Source organism: Micromonospora echinospora (assembly GCF_014203425.1).
In the GTDB taxonomy this organism is placed as follows: domain Bacteria; phylum Actinomycetota; class Actinomycetes; order Mycobacteriales; family Micromonosporaceae; genus Micromonospora; species Micromonospora echinospora_A.
On the sequence record NZ_JACHJC010000001.1, the window covers coordinates 4,694,428 to 4,707,604 of the forward strand.

Sequence of the window (13,177 nt, forward strand, 5' to 3'; positions counted from 1 at the left end):
ACAAGGGTGGACCGGGCGGGACGACGGGTCAGGCCGGGCAGCGCTCGGACAGCGCGTAGCGGGTGAGCACCACGTCGCCGATCTGGCGCACCTCGATCACCCTGGCCCGACGGCCCGGGTGCCACGGGAAGCGGCCGTCCCCGACGAAGCGCGGCGCCCGCCGGTCCCCCACGAAGAACGGGGCGACCACCAGGTGCAGCTCGTCGGCCAGGCCGGCGGTCAGGAACTGGCGGTGCATCGAGCCGCCGCCCTCCACCATCAGGCGCGTCACCCCGCGCCCGGCCAGGTCGGCCACCACCGCCTCCGGCGTGGCCGGATCACCCGCGTCGACCACCGTGGACACCGCGCCGACCTGCTCGTGGGCCTTGTCCACCACGCCGCTCGGGCAGTACACCAGCTTGAGCCCGTCACCCGTGGTGAAGAACCGCGCCCCCGGATCGAGGTCGCCACCGCCGGTCAGCGTCACCTTCACCGGCGACGGGGGCAGGCCGCGCGCCACCCGGTCGGCGCGCCGCCGCTCGCTGCGCACCAGCAGGCGGGGGTCATCGCGGCGCACGGTGGCCGCGCCCACCAGGATCGCGTCGCACCCGGCCCGGGTCGCGTCGACCCGGTCCAGGTCGTCGTCGTTGGACAGCACCAGCCGGTCGGTGGTCGCGTCGTCGATGTAGCCGTCGATCGACATCGCGCAGCTGAGCAGCACGTACGGGCGGGTGGTCACGGCACGAACGGCAGGTCGAGGGCGTGGTCGGCGCGGGTCACCTTGGCCGCCAGGTAACCGGCGTTGGCCGGCGACAGGTGCACGCCCGTGGACACCCGGTCGGCCACCGTGACGCCCAGCCGCTCGAGCTGGGCCGCCTTGTCCGGGTTGTTGCTGAGCAGGGCCACCCGGTCCACGCCCAGCGCGCCGAGCATCTGCGCGGCCACCGTGTAGTCGCGCTCGTCCGCGCCGCGCCCGAGCGCCAGGTTCGCCTCGTACGTGTCGAGGCCGTCGTCCTGCAGGGCGTACGCGTCGAGCTTGGCGTACAGGCCGATGCCCCGCCCCTCCTGCCGCAGGTAGAGCAGGTAGCCACCGGCCTCGGCGATCCGCTCGACCGCCTCGCGCAACTGCGGCCCGCAGTCGCAGCGCTGGCTGCCGAACACGTCCCCGGTGAGGCACTCGCTGTGCGGGCGGACCAGCGGCGGGTCGGCGTCGACGTGCTCGCCGAGCCCGAACGCCAGGTGCTCGCGTCCGTCGACGAGACCGTGGAAGGTGTGCACGCGCGCGGTCGTCACGTATCCGTCGGGGAACCGTAGCGGGACCGTCACGCGGGTCCGGACCGTCGCGGTGGGCAGGGTTTCGTCCATGGTTCTCCTGTCGTCCGGTCGCCGGGCGGACCCGGCGACGCACACCTCGCTCCCCCACCGTAGGCGGGATCACCGACAGTTGCCGGGCTCCCGCCGGGGCAGCCGCCGCGCCAGCAGCACCGCGGCGCCGGGCAGGCTGGCCACCAGCACCAGCGCGCCGTACACCGTGCCGGTCGCCACACCCTGCGCGGCGGTCAGCCCGGCCGAGGCGAACGCCCATGCGGCGACCCCCTCGCGCGGGCCGAACCCGCCCACGTTGAGCGGCACCGCCATGGCGAGCAGGGCGAGCAGCGTCAACGGCAGCAGGCGGGACAGCGGGGCGTCCGTCCCGGCGGTGCGGGCGGCCACCACGAACGTGGCCAGGTGGCCGGCGAACACCACTGTCGAGGCGATCACCACACCGGCCCAGGTCCGGCGGCCCAGCACGCCGGAGCGCACGTCGGCGACCGCGGTCCGGGCCGCCCGCGCCCAGCGGGACGCCCCGGAGCGGGGCACCGCGCGGGCGGCGAGCACCAGCGCAAACGCCCCCACGGCCAGGCCGACCGCCAGCCACGGCAGGTACCGGCGCACCGGCGACGGGAACGCGGCCAGCAACGCCACCGCGATGACCATCTGCACCACCTGCCCGGCGGTGCGCTCCCAGACCACCGCCCGTACGCCCCGGGCCACGTCCCCGGCGTCGCGGCCGTGCCGTACCGCCCGGTGCACGTCGCCGAGCACGCCACCGGGCAGTGTGGAGTTGAGGAAGATCGCCCGGTAGCAGTGCGCCACCGCGGCCCGCATCGGCAGACGTACGCCCAGCCCACCGGCGACCAGCGACCAGCGCCATGCGCAGCAGACGGTGGTGACCACCCCGATGCCGAGCGCGGCGGCCAGCGCCGGCGCGTCGATCAGGCGCAGCCCGGCCAGGAACGGGCCGGTGCCCACTGACGCGACGAGCACGGCCAGGACGGCGAGCCCGAGCAGCGGACGTACCCAGGCCTGGCTCAACCATGCTCGGCCCGCCCGGGCCCGGTGGGGCCGGGACGGCGCGGACGTGACGGCGGGTACGGGCCCGGCGACGGCGACGTGTGACAAACGGTCCTCCTTGTTCCCACCGGTTGTCACGCGCCGGCGGCCGGTACGGTTCAGCCGGCGAGCAGGTCGGCGTGGTGCAGCACCACCTCGAGCCGGCCGGCGGCGGCCTCGGCGAGCCGCCACTTCTGATACGTCCGGGCGGGCCCGGACAGATGCGGTTGTTCCTCGACGGCCGCGCCGACCCAGCCGGTGAGCCATTCCGCGGCCAGCTCCGCCTGCTCCGGCCCGAGCCGCCACGGGGTGGATCGCACCAGCGTCTCGACGCCGTGCCGGCGGAACGCGGTCACGGCCACGTCCACCGCGTCCGGTCCGAGCAGGGCCCGGCCGTCCACGGTGCGGCGCTGGTGGGCGTTGAACGCGGCGGTCAGCTCGGCGTCGAGCGGGTCCGGTGGGGCGAACTCGGCCCGCCCGGTCACGGTGAGCGCGAACAGCGTCGGGTGGCCGGCGCAGGCCGCCGCCATCCGCTCGACCTCCTCGGCGGTGAGCATGTCCAGCAGCGCCGACGCGGTGACCAGGTGCGCGTCGGCCAGGTCGGCGGCGGTCAGCCGGGTGATGTCCGAGTCGAGCGCCGTCACGGTGACCTCGGCCCCGTCGGCGGCGGTGAGCCGCGCCGAGCGGGCCAGCGCCAGCAGGTTCCGGTCGCGTTCGTGCAGCACCCAGCGTTGCGGGCCGGGCAGCCGGGGCGCCAGCCAGCGGGCCATCGAGCCGGTGCCGCTGCCCAGGTCGTGCACGACGAGCGGCCGGCCGGCAGGCAACCGGTCGCGGACCGCGTCGGCCAGCTCGGCGCTGCGGGCCGCCGCGTCGGCGGGCTCACGCAGCCGCAGCCAGTCCGCGAAGCCGGGCGGGAGTGAGGTGGTCATACCGCTGTCGCCTCCTTCAGCGCCGTCGCCAGCCGGTCCACGGTGACCGGCCAGCCGGTGAGGGTGTGCCGCCGCTGCCGGGCGGCGCGGCGCAGCCGGTCCCGCAGGCCGGGATCGGTGAGCCAGCGGCGCAGCGCCGCGGCGGTCGCGCCTGGATCGTCAGGTGGCACCAGCAGGCCGGGCCGCTCGCCGCCGGGGGCGTGCCCGAGCGTGGCCGGCAGGCCGCCGGTGTCGCCGGCCAGCACCGGTACGCCCCGGGCCAGCGCCTCGGTGACCACCATGCCGTACGTCTCCCGCCGTGAGGGCTGGACCAGCAGATCGGCGGCGGCGTACGTGGCGGCCAGGTCGGGCCCGGTACGCGGGCCGGTGAGCCGGACCCGGCCACCCAGACCGGTGGCGGCGAGCCGCCCGCGCAGCCGGTCGGCGAATGCCGGGTCCCGGTCCAGCGGTCCCACCCAGTCGCAGCTCCAGTTCAGGTCCGCCACCTCGGCGAGCGCGGCGGCGAGCACGTCGTGCCCCTTGACCGCTGTGACGGCGGCGACGCAGAGCAGCCGTCCCCCGCCGGGCGTGCCGGTGGCGACCGGCGCCGGGTCGACGCCGGGTGGGGCGACCGTCACCCGCTGCGGTGGCAGCGCGTACCGGTCGAGCAGGCGGCGCCGGGTCCACTCGCTGGTCGCGACCACGGCGGTGGCCGCCGCCAGCGACTGCGCCTCGGTCTCGCCCTCGATCGGCAGGTGCACCAGGACGACCAGGCGCAGCCGCGCGGCGTGCGGGGCGAGCACGTCCGGCACGGTGGAGGCGACCAGGCCGTCGAGCAGCACCGTCGCGCCGTCGGGCAGCCCGCCGAGCAGTCCGGCCAGGTCGGCCCGTTCCCGTGGCCCCGGGTGCGGCCAGCCGCCGGGCACCTGGTGTTCCCGGACCGTCCAGCCACGTTCGGCCAGGCCACGGCAGACGTGACGGTCGTAGGCGTTGCCGCCGCTGGGGTCCGCCGGGTCGTCGATGTCACCCGGCAGCACCGCGTGGACGACTGTCATCCGGTCAGAGCGACCGCTCGTAGCTCGCCCAGGCGATGTGTGACTCGTGCAGGGTGACGGTGATCCCGGTCAGGCCGCGCGCGCCCTCCCCCAGCCGGCCGGCCGCCACCGCGTCGGCGAGCCGGTCGGCCACCGTACGGGCCAGCACCTCGGTGGTGGTGTTCACCCCGGTGAAGGCGGACTCGTCGTCGAGATTGCGGTAGTTCAGCTCGCCGAGCACGGCCTTGAGCTGCTCGGTGGCCAGCCCGATGTCGACCACGATCCCGTCGTCGTCCAGCTCCGGCCGGCGGTACGTGGCATCGACGACGAACGTCGCGCCGTGCAGCCGCTGGGCCGGGCCGAAGACCTCGCCGCGGAAGCTGTGGGCGACCATGATGTGGTCCCGGACAGTCACGCTGAACACGTTCACTCCTCGCCGTAGGTGATGAGATGACACAGCGCCGGCAGACGGCCCGAGGCGAGCCGGTCCAGCACGTCGGGCAGGTCGTCGAAGTGGGACCGGCCGGTGATCAGCGCGTCGAACGCCGGGTCGGCGAGCAGGTCCAGGGCCAGGGCGAGCCGGTCGGCGTAGCTGCGGTCGGCCCGCCGGGGCGACACCGTGCCCACCTGGCTGCTGCGGATGCCCAGCCGTCGCGAGTGGAAAGCGCCGCCGAGCGCGAGCGTGACCGGCCGGTCGCCGTACCAGCTCAGCTCCAGCACGGTGCCCTCGGGACGCAGCAACTCCAGGCCGCGCTGCAGCCCGTCGGCGGTGGCGCTGGCGTGCACCACCAGGTCGCGCTCGCCGGCCGCGTCGGCGGGCGCGGCGAAGTCGGCGCCGAGCGCGGCGGCCACCTCGGCGCGGGCCGGGTCGGCGTCGACCAGTTCGACCCGGACGCCGGGGAAACGGGCCAGCAACGCGGTCACCGCGCAGCCGACCATTCCGCCGCCGATCACCGTGACCCGGTCACCGACCAGCGGCGCGGCGTCCCACAGCGCGTTCACCGCGGTCTCCACGGTGCCGGCCAGCACCGCGCGCTGCGCCGGCACGCCGTCCGGCACGACAGTCACGGCGTCGGCCGGGACCACGTACGCGCTCTGGTGCGGGTAGAGGCAGAAGACGGTACGGCCGAGCAGCCGCTCGTCGCCGGCCTCGACAGTGCCGACGCTGAGGTAGCCGTACTTGACCGGGGCGGGGAAGTCGCCCTCCTGGAACGGCGCGCGCATCGCGGCGTGCTGGTCGGCCGGGACACGGCCGGTGAACACGAGCGTCTCGGTGCCCCGGCTGACGCCGGAGAAGCGGGTACGCACGAGCACCTCACCCGGGCCGGGCGGAGCGAGGCGGACCGGCCTGATCTCGCCCTCGCCGGGGGCGCGGAGCCAGAACGCGTGGGCGTCGACCGTCACGAACTCTCCTCTTCCCCGCATTCCGACCGAGTTGTCGATCATAAACACGGATGCGGGGCGTCCACGGTTCGAACCGCCCGCGACGTGATCTCAGGCGGCGCGCCGCCGCTCCTCCGTACGCCAGGTCGCGGGCTCGTCGTGCTCGGCGTCGAGGTCCCCGGCCAGGCGCATGGCGCGGTGGGCGGCGGTCAGCGCGTCGCACGGCCCGGGCCGTCCGTCGCACAGCAGGCTCTCGCACCGGCCCGAGTCGTCGGGCTGGTGCGCGGCGGCCACGTCGTAGGCGGCACGCCACAGCAACGGGTCGGTGACGCCCCGTGGCAGGGCGGCGTCCTGACTGGACCTGATCCGCATCGTGTCGGGCACCGTGTTCCCCTTTGCGTCGTCGCTACCGTCCCAGTGACCGGTAGAGCGCACGTCAAACCTCTCACCTGCGCACATGTCCTGACCAGCGGTGTTCGTCACGCCGGATAGGCGCGCGTCTCGGCTGCCTTGACCGCCGCCCAGACCGGTCGGCCGGGGGTCAGCCCGAGGTGGGCCGCGGCGGCGGGCGTGACGTCGGCGGCCACCTCCACCGGCCCGGCGAGCTGCACGCGCAGGTTGTCACCGTGTCGTTGCACTCCGGTCACCGTGGCCGCCCACACGTTGCGCGGGCTGCCCTCGGGCCGGGCCGGGTGCAGCGCGACGGCGGCCGGCGGGTACGCGACGAACGTGTCACCGTGGACGGTGTCGGCGGTGGTGAGCGTCAGCTCACCGACGGTGACCGTGTGCCCGTCGGCGCGTCCACGGTGCAGATTGAGGCCGACCAGCCGGGCCACGTAGTCGGTGCGCGGCCGGGCCGTGACCGTGGCCGCGTCGCCTTCCTGCACCACCCGGCCGTGTTCCACGATGACCAGCCGGTCGGCGAGCACCAGGGCGTCGAGGGGGTCGTGGGTGACGAGCAGTGTCGCGCCGGGATGCGCGCCGAGGTGGCGCTGGAGTTCGGCGCGGGTGTCCAGCCGGGTCCGCGCGTCGAGCGCGGCCAAGGGCTCGTCGAGCAGCAGCAGGGCCGGGTCGACGGCGAGCGCGCGGGCCAGCGCGACCCGCTGCGCCTGCCCGCCGGAGAGCTGCCGGGGCCGGCGCCGGGCCTGGTCGCCGAGGCCGACCCGGTCCAGCCACGCCTGGGCGCGGGCGCGGGCGGCGCGCTTGTCGGCGCCCCGGCGGCGCGGCCCGAACGCCACGTTGTCCAGCGCGTTGAGATGTGGGAACAGCAGGTAGTCCTGGAACACGACGCCGACCGGCCGCCGTTCCGGCGGCGTCCACACCCGGCGGTCCGGCCGGTCCAGGTCGGTGCCGTCGAGCGTGAGGTGCCCGGCGGTGAGCGGGTGCAGCCCGGCGAGCACCCGCAGCGCTGTGGTCTTGCCGGCGCCGTTGGGGCCGAGCAGCGCCACCACCTCGCCGGCGGCGATGCGCAGCCGCACGTCCAGGGCGAACCCGTCCCGGTCCGCGACCAGGTGCGCGTCCAGCCCGCTCATGTCGTCCCGATCCAGCGGTCGCGCATCGCGGCGAGGATGACCACGGAGACGGTGAGCAGCATCAGGCTGAGCACGATCGCGGCCTGCAGGTCGGTCTCCAGCGCCAGGTAGACCGCCAGCGGCATGGTCTGCGTGCGGCCGGGATAGTTGCCGGCGAACGTGATGGTGGCCCCGAACTCGCCGAGCGCGCGCGCCCAGCAGAGCACCGCCCCGGCTGCCACGCCCGGGGCGACGAGCGGCAGCGTGACCCGGGTGAAGGTGGTGAACCGCCCGGCGCCGAGCGTGGCGGCGGCCTCCTCGTACCGGGGGTCGGCGCCGCGCAGCGCCCCCTCGACGGCGATGACCAGGAACGGCATCGCCACGAACGCCTCGGCCAGCACCACCCCGGCGGTGGTGAACGGCAACGTCACCCCGAACGTCTCGTCCAGCCAGGAGCCGATCAGCCCGCGCCGGCCGAAGACCAGCAGCAGCGCCACGCCGCCGACCACCGGCGGCAGCACCAGCGGCACCGTGACCAGCGCCCGGACCAGCCGCCGGCCGGGGAACTCGACGCGGGCCAGCAGCCACGCCAGGGGTACGCCGAGCGCCACGCAGAGCAGCGTGGCGATGGTGGCGGTCTCCAGCGACAGCCGCAGCGCGGTGAGCACGCCCGGTTCGGTCAGTCGCCGGGGCAGTGTGGTCCAGGGCGTCCGGAGCAGCAGGCCGGCCAGCGGCAGGACGAGGAAGGCCAGCCCGAGCCCGGCGGGCACGAGCAGGGCGATCGGCACCCGTTGCCGGCGTACGGTGCGGCTCATCTGCCCGACGGGGCCTGGAACCCGGCGGCGGTGAGCACGGCGAGCCCGGCGTCGGAGCGGACGAAGTCGACGAAGGCGCGGGCGCCGGCCGGGTTGGCGGCGCCGCGCAGCACCACGATCGGGTAGTCGTTCACCGCACGCCCCGACTCGGGGAACTCGACCGCGTCGAGCCCGGGCGCGGCGCGTACGTCGGTGCGGTAGACGAGCGCGGCGTCGACCTCGCCGAGGCGCAGCTTGGCCAGCGCGCCCTTGACGTCCTGTTCGAGCGTGGCGGGGGTGAGCCGCACACCTGCGGCGTCCAGCGCGGTGCGCGCGGCGGCGCCGCAGGGCACCTGCTCGGCGCAGAGCGCCACCTTGACGCCGGGGCGGGCGAGGTCGGCCAGGCCGCCGACCCGGGCCGGGTTGCCAGGGGGCACGGCGACGACGAGCTGGTTGCGGACCAGCACCGTCGGCTCGCCGGCCGCGTCACCGGCGTCGGTGACCGTCTTCATGGTGGCCGGGGAGGCGGCGGCGAACACGTCGGCGGGCGCGCCCTGGGTGATCTGGGTGGCCAGGCCGGAGCTGCCGCCGAAGTTGAACGTGACGGTGCGGCCCGGGTGGGCGGCCTCGTAGTCCTTGCCGAGTTTGGTGAACGACTCGGTGAGTGAGGCGGCGGCGAACACTGTCACCGGGCCGGCGCCGTCGGGCCCGGCCGGTTCGTCCGCGCCGCCGCAGCCGGTCAGGCCGAGCGCCGCCACCAGCGCGGCGGCCAGGGCGGCGCGGATCCACCGTACGGTCACGGGCCGGTCCTTCCCCTGGGGGTGGCTCGCTCGACCACGACGGTGGTCGACTTGATCACGGCGACGGCGACGGAGCCGACCCGGAGGTCGAGGTCGTCGACGGCCTCGCGGCTCATCAGCGACACCACCCGGAACGGCCCGGCCTGGATGTCCACCTGGGCCATCACGGTGTCCTTGACCACGGCGGTGACGATGCCGCGCAGCCGGTTGCGGGCCGAGGACAGTTCGGGGTGGCCGGGGGCGCGGACGAACGCGGCCAGGTCGGCGCCGTCGAGCACGCGGTGGCCGTGCTCGTCGCGGGTGGCCGGCAGTTTGCCGGCGTCGATCCAGCGGCGGACCGTGTCCGCGCTGACCCCGAGCAGTTCGGCGGCCTCGCCGATCCGGAACTCCGTCACCGGCTCACTTTAGCGGTGCGCAGGTGCGAGCGGGAAGGGGCGTATCCGCTCGCACCCGCGAGCCGGCCGGCGGGGCAGGGCCGGGAAATGCGGATCAGTCGGCCGGCGCGATCCGCACCCGGCGCAGCAGTTGGGCGTTGAGCGCCACCACGATGGTCGAGGCGGACATCAGCACCGCGCCCAGCGCCGGGCTGAGCGCGATCCCGGCCCAGGCCAGCACACCGGCGGCGAGCGGGATCGCGACCACGTTGTAGCCGGCCGCCCAGGCCAGGTTCTGCCGCATCTTCCGGTACGAGGCGCGGGACAGCCGGATCACGCCGCCCACGCCACGCGGGTCGGAGCCGGCCAGCACCACCCCGGCGGACTCGATCGCCACGTCGGTGCCCGCGCCGATGGCCAGCCCGACATCGGCGCGCGCAAGCGCCGGGGCGTCGTTCACGCCGTCGCCGACCATCGCCACTGTGAGCCCTCGATCGCGCAACTCGGCCACCGCCTTGTCCTTGTCGGCGGGAAGCACCTCGGCGAAGACCTCGTCGACGCCGGGCCGGAACCCGAGGTCGGCGGCGACCGCCTCGGCGACCGGGCGGGCGTCCCCGGTGATCATCACGATCTTGCGTACGCCGAGGTCGCGCAGCTCCGCCACGGCGGCCCGCGCCTCCGGGCGGACCTGATCCTCCATCGCGAACGCGGCGGCCACCTCCGGCGGGCCGCCCTCGGGCAGCCGGACCAGGTGCAGCACAGCGGCGCCCCGGCCCGACCATTCCTCGGCCGCGCGGCGCAGGTCGTCCGGCACCGGGGCGTCCAGTTCACGCAGCAGAGCCGGGCCGCCGACCGCCCAGTCCACGCCGTCCACGGTGGCCCGCACGCCACGGCCGGCCAGCGCCCGGAAGCCGCGCGCGACCGGACGCGCCGGGCCGGCCCCGGCCGCAGACGTCGGCCCGGCGTCGGACCCGGTCGCGGACTTCGGCCCGGGAGACGTCGGCCCGGCGTCGGACCCGGCCGCGGACATCGGCCGCGCGTCGGCGGCGGCGACGAGCGCCCGGGCCAGCGGGTGTTCGCTGTCGGCCTCCACCGCGCCGGCCAGGGCCAGGGCGGTGTCGGAGTCCAGCCCACCGGTGGCGGCCACGCCGGTCACCGTGTGCCGGCCGGTGGTGAGCGTGCCGGTCTTGTCGAACAGGACGGTGTCGACGGTGCGCATCCGCTCCAGCGCGAGCCGGTCCTTGACCAGGATGCCGGCGCGCGCCGACAGCGCTGTGGACAGCGCCACCACCAGCGGGATGGCCAGTCCGAGCGCGTGCGGGCAGGCGATCACCAGCACGGTGACGGTCCGTACCACGGCCTGGTCGGGGTCGCCGAGCAGCGCCCAGACCGCGAATGTGGCAAGGCCGGCGAACGCCGCCAGGTAGAACAGCAGCGCGGCGAACCGGTCGGCGAGCACCTGCGCGCGCCCGCCGGAGGCCTGCGCCTGCGCCACGAGCCGCCCGATGCCGGCCAGCGCGGTGTCCGCGCCTACCGCCTCGACGCGTACCCGGAGGGTGGAGTCGGTGGCCACGGTGCCGGCGACCACCCGGTCCCCGGCGGCGCGGGGCACCGGCCGCGACTCGCCGGTGATCATCGACTCGTCCAGCTCGGCGGCGCCCTCGACGATCCGCCCGTCCGCCGGCACCCGGCCGCCGGGGCGCACCAGCACCAGGTCGTCCACCCGCAGGTCGGCGACCGGCACCGGATGTGGCCGCCCGGCGGCGTCGAGGCGTTCGGCGTCGTCGGGCAGCAGCGCCGCGAGTGCGCCGAGCGCGCCCCGCGCCTGCCCGACCGCCCGCATCTCCTGCCAGTGACCGAGCAGCATGATGGTGACCAGCGCGGCCAGCTCCCACCAGAAGTCCAGGTCGAACAGGCCGAGACTGGTGGCGGCGGAGGCGAGGTAGGCGACCACTATCGCCATCGAGATCAGCAGCATCATGCCGGGGGTACGTTCGCGCAGCTCCCGCAGCCCGCCGGTGAGGAACGGCCAGCCGCCGTAGGCGAAAACCACGGTGCCGAGCACCGGCCCGACCCAGCTCACGCCGGGAAAGTCCAGGGAGTAGCCGAACCAGTCCATCACCATGTGACTGGTGACGACGATCGGCACGGTGAGCGCCAGGCTCAGCCAGAACCGGCGGCGGAACTGCTCCGGGTCGTGCCCGGCGTGCGCGCCGTGGCCGCCGCCGTGATCGGTGCCGTGGTCGCCGTGGTGGCCGGTGTCGTGACCGGATCCGTGCTCCATCGCACCACCATACCCCCTGGGGGTACCGGCCGGCATCGGCTCGGCGAAGTGGCGAGGGCGACAGGCGGAGGTCACTACCGGTCGTAGACGGTCACCGGGATGCCGCGCTCGGACAACGCGCGCCGGATCAACGGCTCGATCCGCTGCCACGAGCCGCCGGCCAGCCCGCAGCCGATGCGCGGCATGTGCACCGACGCGCCCAGCTCCTCGGCCCGGTCGGCCACAGCTGCGAGGCAGCGCTCCACCGCGTCGTACCGGATCGGCGGCCCGGCGCTGCCCCGGCGCATCCCGCGCTGGCCCACCATGTTGGCCACCCACAGGTCCGGCGCGACCCGGACCAGCCGGACGGCGCCCAGCCCGAAGTCGTTGCCGGCCCGGTGCCGGTGCCACTCCCGGTAGTCGCGTTCCGGCTCGGGCCACCGCCGCGAGACGGCGAGGACGAAGCCCTTTCCCCAGCCGCCCAGATCGTTGCAGACGTGCGCGACGATCTTGGGGCCCTTCGCCTGCGGGCTCGTCGCGTCACCGCGCACGATCCGGAACTCCGCCATGCCCGGCATGCTGCCGCAGGGGTACGACGCTCAGCGCTGGGGACGGGCGCCCACGCTCGGCCGGTCCGCCGGAGGGCGGCCCTGCCAGGGCCAACGGCCGTCCAGCTCCACCTCCAGCGAGAAGCTGAGGAAGGTGCGGACCAGCACGATCAGCGCCAGCACGCCGACGCTGGTGAACGTGGGCGACACCGCGACGGTCCGGATGATGTCGCCGCCGACCAGGAACTCCAGGCCGAGCAGGATGGCTCGGCCCACCCCCTGCCGGTACGCGCGGTAGTGCGCCACCACCTGCCGGGTCCGGGCGCAGCGCACCGCGAACACCGCCGTGGCGACCGCGACGCCGACCGCGATCACCAGCACCCCGGCCAGGTCCAGCAGCGCCCCGACGTGCTGGACGATCTCCTTCGTCGGCACCCGGCACCCCCGCACCAGCCTCGCGTACGGCCGGTGGCGGGGACGGGGTTTCCGCGCTCCCGCCACCCGGAGGGCGGGAGCGCGGATCGGCTCAATCCTGGGCCTGCCAGCGGTAGAAGACGGTGGCCACCGAGTCCTGCGGGCCCTGCCACCGGTCCGGCCGGTACGGCTCGATGTACGGGCCGAGGTCCTGCATCACCTTGCCGAAGGCGGGCTTGTCGCCGTGCTGGTCCCGGGTGGCCTCGGCCGCCGACGACTCCTGTTCGAGCAGGTGGACGTAGACGTCGTCGATCGAGTACAGCCAGCGCCCGGTGACCCCGAGGTCGGTCGGGAGCGACCCGGCGTCGGACTCGGTGAAGACCCGCGCCACGTCCGGCTCGGCGCCGGGCTTGATCCGCCCGACGATGACGGTGAGCGTGGTGTCGGCGGGCGGCTCGCCCTCGGGCGCCCAGTGGTAGAACTCCTTGGCCACCGAGTCCGACGGGTTCTTCCAGTAGCGCGGGTACGGGGTGACGTACGGGCCGATCTCCTCGGCGATCTTCTGGAAGGCGGGCAGCCCGCGGGTCTGCCCGGAGATCCGCGGGTCCTGCTCCCGCTCGATCACGTGGAGGTAGAGGTCGTGGTGCGACAGCAGGTAACGGCCGATGACGCCGAGGTCCTGCGGCCGGGTGGCCTGGTCGTAGTGGCCGAAGACGTCGCCGACGATCTGGTCGCTGCCGGGGACCATGTGACAGACGATCACGTTGCGGAAGACCATGACTGCTCCTTGATGATT

16 protein-coding genes are annotated in these 13,177 nt (G+C 75.2%); all 16 read right to left on the minus strand.

What is annotated here, in order from left to right; translation table 11 throughout:
• Positions 1-28: 28 nt before the first annotated feature.
• The 16 genes from FHU28_RS21845 to FHU28_RS21920 all read right to left on the minus strand — a co-directional run bounded on the left by FHU28_RS21845 (position 29) and on the right by FHU28_RS21920 (position 13,159).
• Positions 29-718 (minus strand): RibD family protein, encoded by a 690-nt coding sequence (locus FHU28_RS21845; RefSeq protein ID WP_184686356.1) that lies wholly within the window; start codon positions 716-718, stop codon positions 29-31.
• The gene (locus tag FHU28_RS21850; protein WP_030499246.1) at positions 715-1,344 is read right to left on the minus strand and encodes a GTP cyclohydrolase II; all 630 of its coding nucleotides are present in this window, start codon (positions 1,342-1,344) and stop codon (positions 715-717) included. The genes FHU28_RS21845 and FHU28_RS21850 overlap by 4 nt, the downstream gene beginning before the upstream one ends.
• Before the next feature lie 69 nt (positions 1,345-1,413).
• Entirely contained in the window at positions 1,414-2,334 is a 921-nt protein-coding gene (locus tag FHU28_RS21855; protein WP_184689776.1) for a lysylphosphatidylglycerol synthase transmembrane domain-containing protein, read from the minus strand.
• Positions 2,335-2,471: 137 nt separating this feature from the next.
• Positions 2,472-3,281 carry a small ribosomal subunit Rsm22 family protein gene (locus FHU28_RS21860; protein ID WP_184686357.1) on the minus strand — a complete coding sequence of 270 codons (810 nt, stop codon included), beginning with the start codon at positions 3,279-3,281 and terminating at the stop codon, positions 2,472-2,474.
• Positions 3,278-4,315 (minus strand): glycosyltransferase family 4 protein, encoded by a 1,038-nt coding sequence (locus tag FHU28_RS21865; RefSeq protein WP_184686358.1) that lies wholly within the window; start codon positions 4,313-4,315, stop codon positions 3,278-3,280. The genes FHU28_RS21860 and FHU28_RS21865 overlap by 4 nt, the downstream gene beginning before the upstream one ends.
• 4 nt (positions 4,316-4,319) lie before the next feature.
• The gene (locus FHU28_RS21870; RefSeq protein ID WP_184686359.1) at positions 4,320-4,718 is read right to left on the minus strand and encodes a 6-pyruvoyl trahydropterin synthase family protein; all 399 of its coding nucleotides are present in this window, start codon (positions 4,716-4,718) and stop codon (positions 4,320-4,322) included.
• Positions 4,719-4,720: 2 nt separating this feature from the next.
• Positions 4,721-5,740, minus strand: coding sequence for a zinc-dependent alcohol dehydrogenase (locus FHU28_RS21875; protein ID WP_376700822.1), 1,020 nt, complete (start codon positions 5,738-5,740; stop codon positions 4,721-4,723).
• A 48-nt stretch (positions 5,741-5,788) separates the two neighbouring features.
• A complete protein-coding gene (locus tag FHU28_RS21880; protein ID WP_184686361.1) occupies positions 5,789-6,061 on the minus strand; it encodes a hypothetical protein in 273 nt (90 codons plus the stop codon).
• Positions 6,062-6,156: 95 nt separating this feature from the next.
• Positions 6,157-7,209, minus strand: a complete 1,053-nt coding sequence (locus FHU28_RS21885; protein ID WP_184686362.1) for an ABC transporter ATP-binding protein — start codon at positions 7,207-7,209, stop codon at positions 6,157-6,159.
• Positions 7,206-8,003: an ABC transporter permease gene (locus tag FHU28_RS21890; protein WP_184686363.1), complete on the minus strand. Its 798-nt coding sequence runs from the start codon at positions 8,001-8,003 to the stop codon at positions 7,206-7,208. The genes FHU28_RS21885 and FHU28_RS21890 overlap by 4 nt, the downstream gene beginning before the upstream one ends.
• On the minus strand, positions 8,000-8,782 hold the full coding sequence (gene modA / locus FHU28_RS21895; RefSeq protein WP_184686364.1) for a molybdate ABC transporter substrate-binding protein: 783 nt from the start codon (positions 8,780-8,782) through the stop codon (positions 8,000-8,002). Before modA ends, FHU28_RS21890 begins: the two co-directional genes overlap by 4 nt.
• A complete protein-coding gene (locus FHU28_RS21900; protein WP_184686365.1) occupies positions 8,779-9,177 on the minus strand; it encodes a TOBE domain-containing protein in 399 nt (132 codons plus the stop codon). Before FHU28_RS21900 ends, modA begins: the two co-directional genes overlap by 4 nt.
• Before the next feature lie 94 nt (positions 9,178-9,271).
• A complete protein-coding gene (locus FHU28_RS21905) occupies positions 9,272-11,440 on the minus strand; it encodes a heavy metal translocating P-type ATPase (protein WP_184686366.1) in 2,169 nt (722 codons plus the stop codon).
• Between the two features lie 74 nt (positions 11,441-11,514).
• Positions 11,515-11,988 (minus strand): macro domain-containing protein, encoded by a 474-nt coding sequence (locus FHU28_RS21910; RefSeq protein ID WP_184686367.1) that lies wholly within the window; start codon positions 11,986-11,988, stop codon positions 11,515-11,517.
• 30 nt (positions 11,989-12,018) lie between these two features.
• The gene (locus tag FHU28_RS21915) at positions 12,019-12,402 is read right to left on the minus strand and encodes a DUF1622 domain-containing protein (protein WP_013286772.1); all 384 of its coding nucleotides are present in this window, start codon (positions 12,400-12,402) and stop codon (positions 12,019-12,021) included.
• A gap of 91 nt (positions 12,403-12,493) precedes the next feature.
• The gene (locus tag FHU28_RS21920; protein ID WP_184686368.1) at positions 12,494-13,159 is read right to left on the minus strand and encodes a TcmI family type II polyketide cyclase; all 666 of its coding nucleotides are present in this window, start codon (positions 13,157-13,159) and stop codon (positions 12,494-12,496) included.
• Positions 13,160-13,177 lie beyond the last annotated feature (18 nt).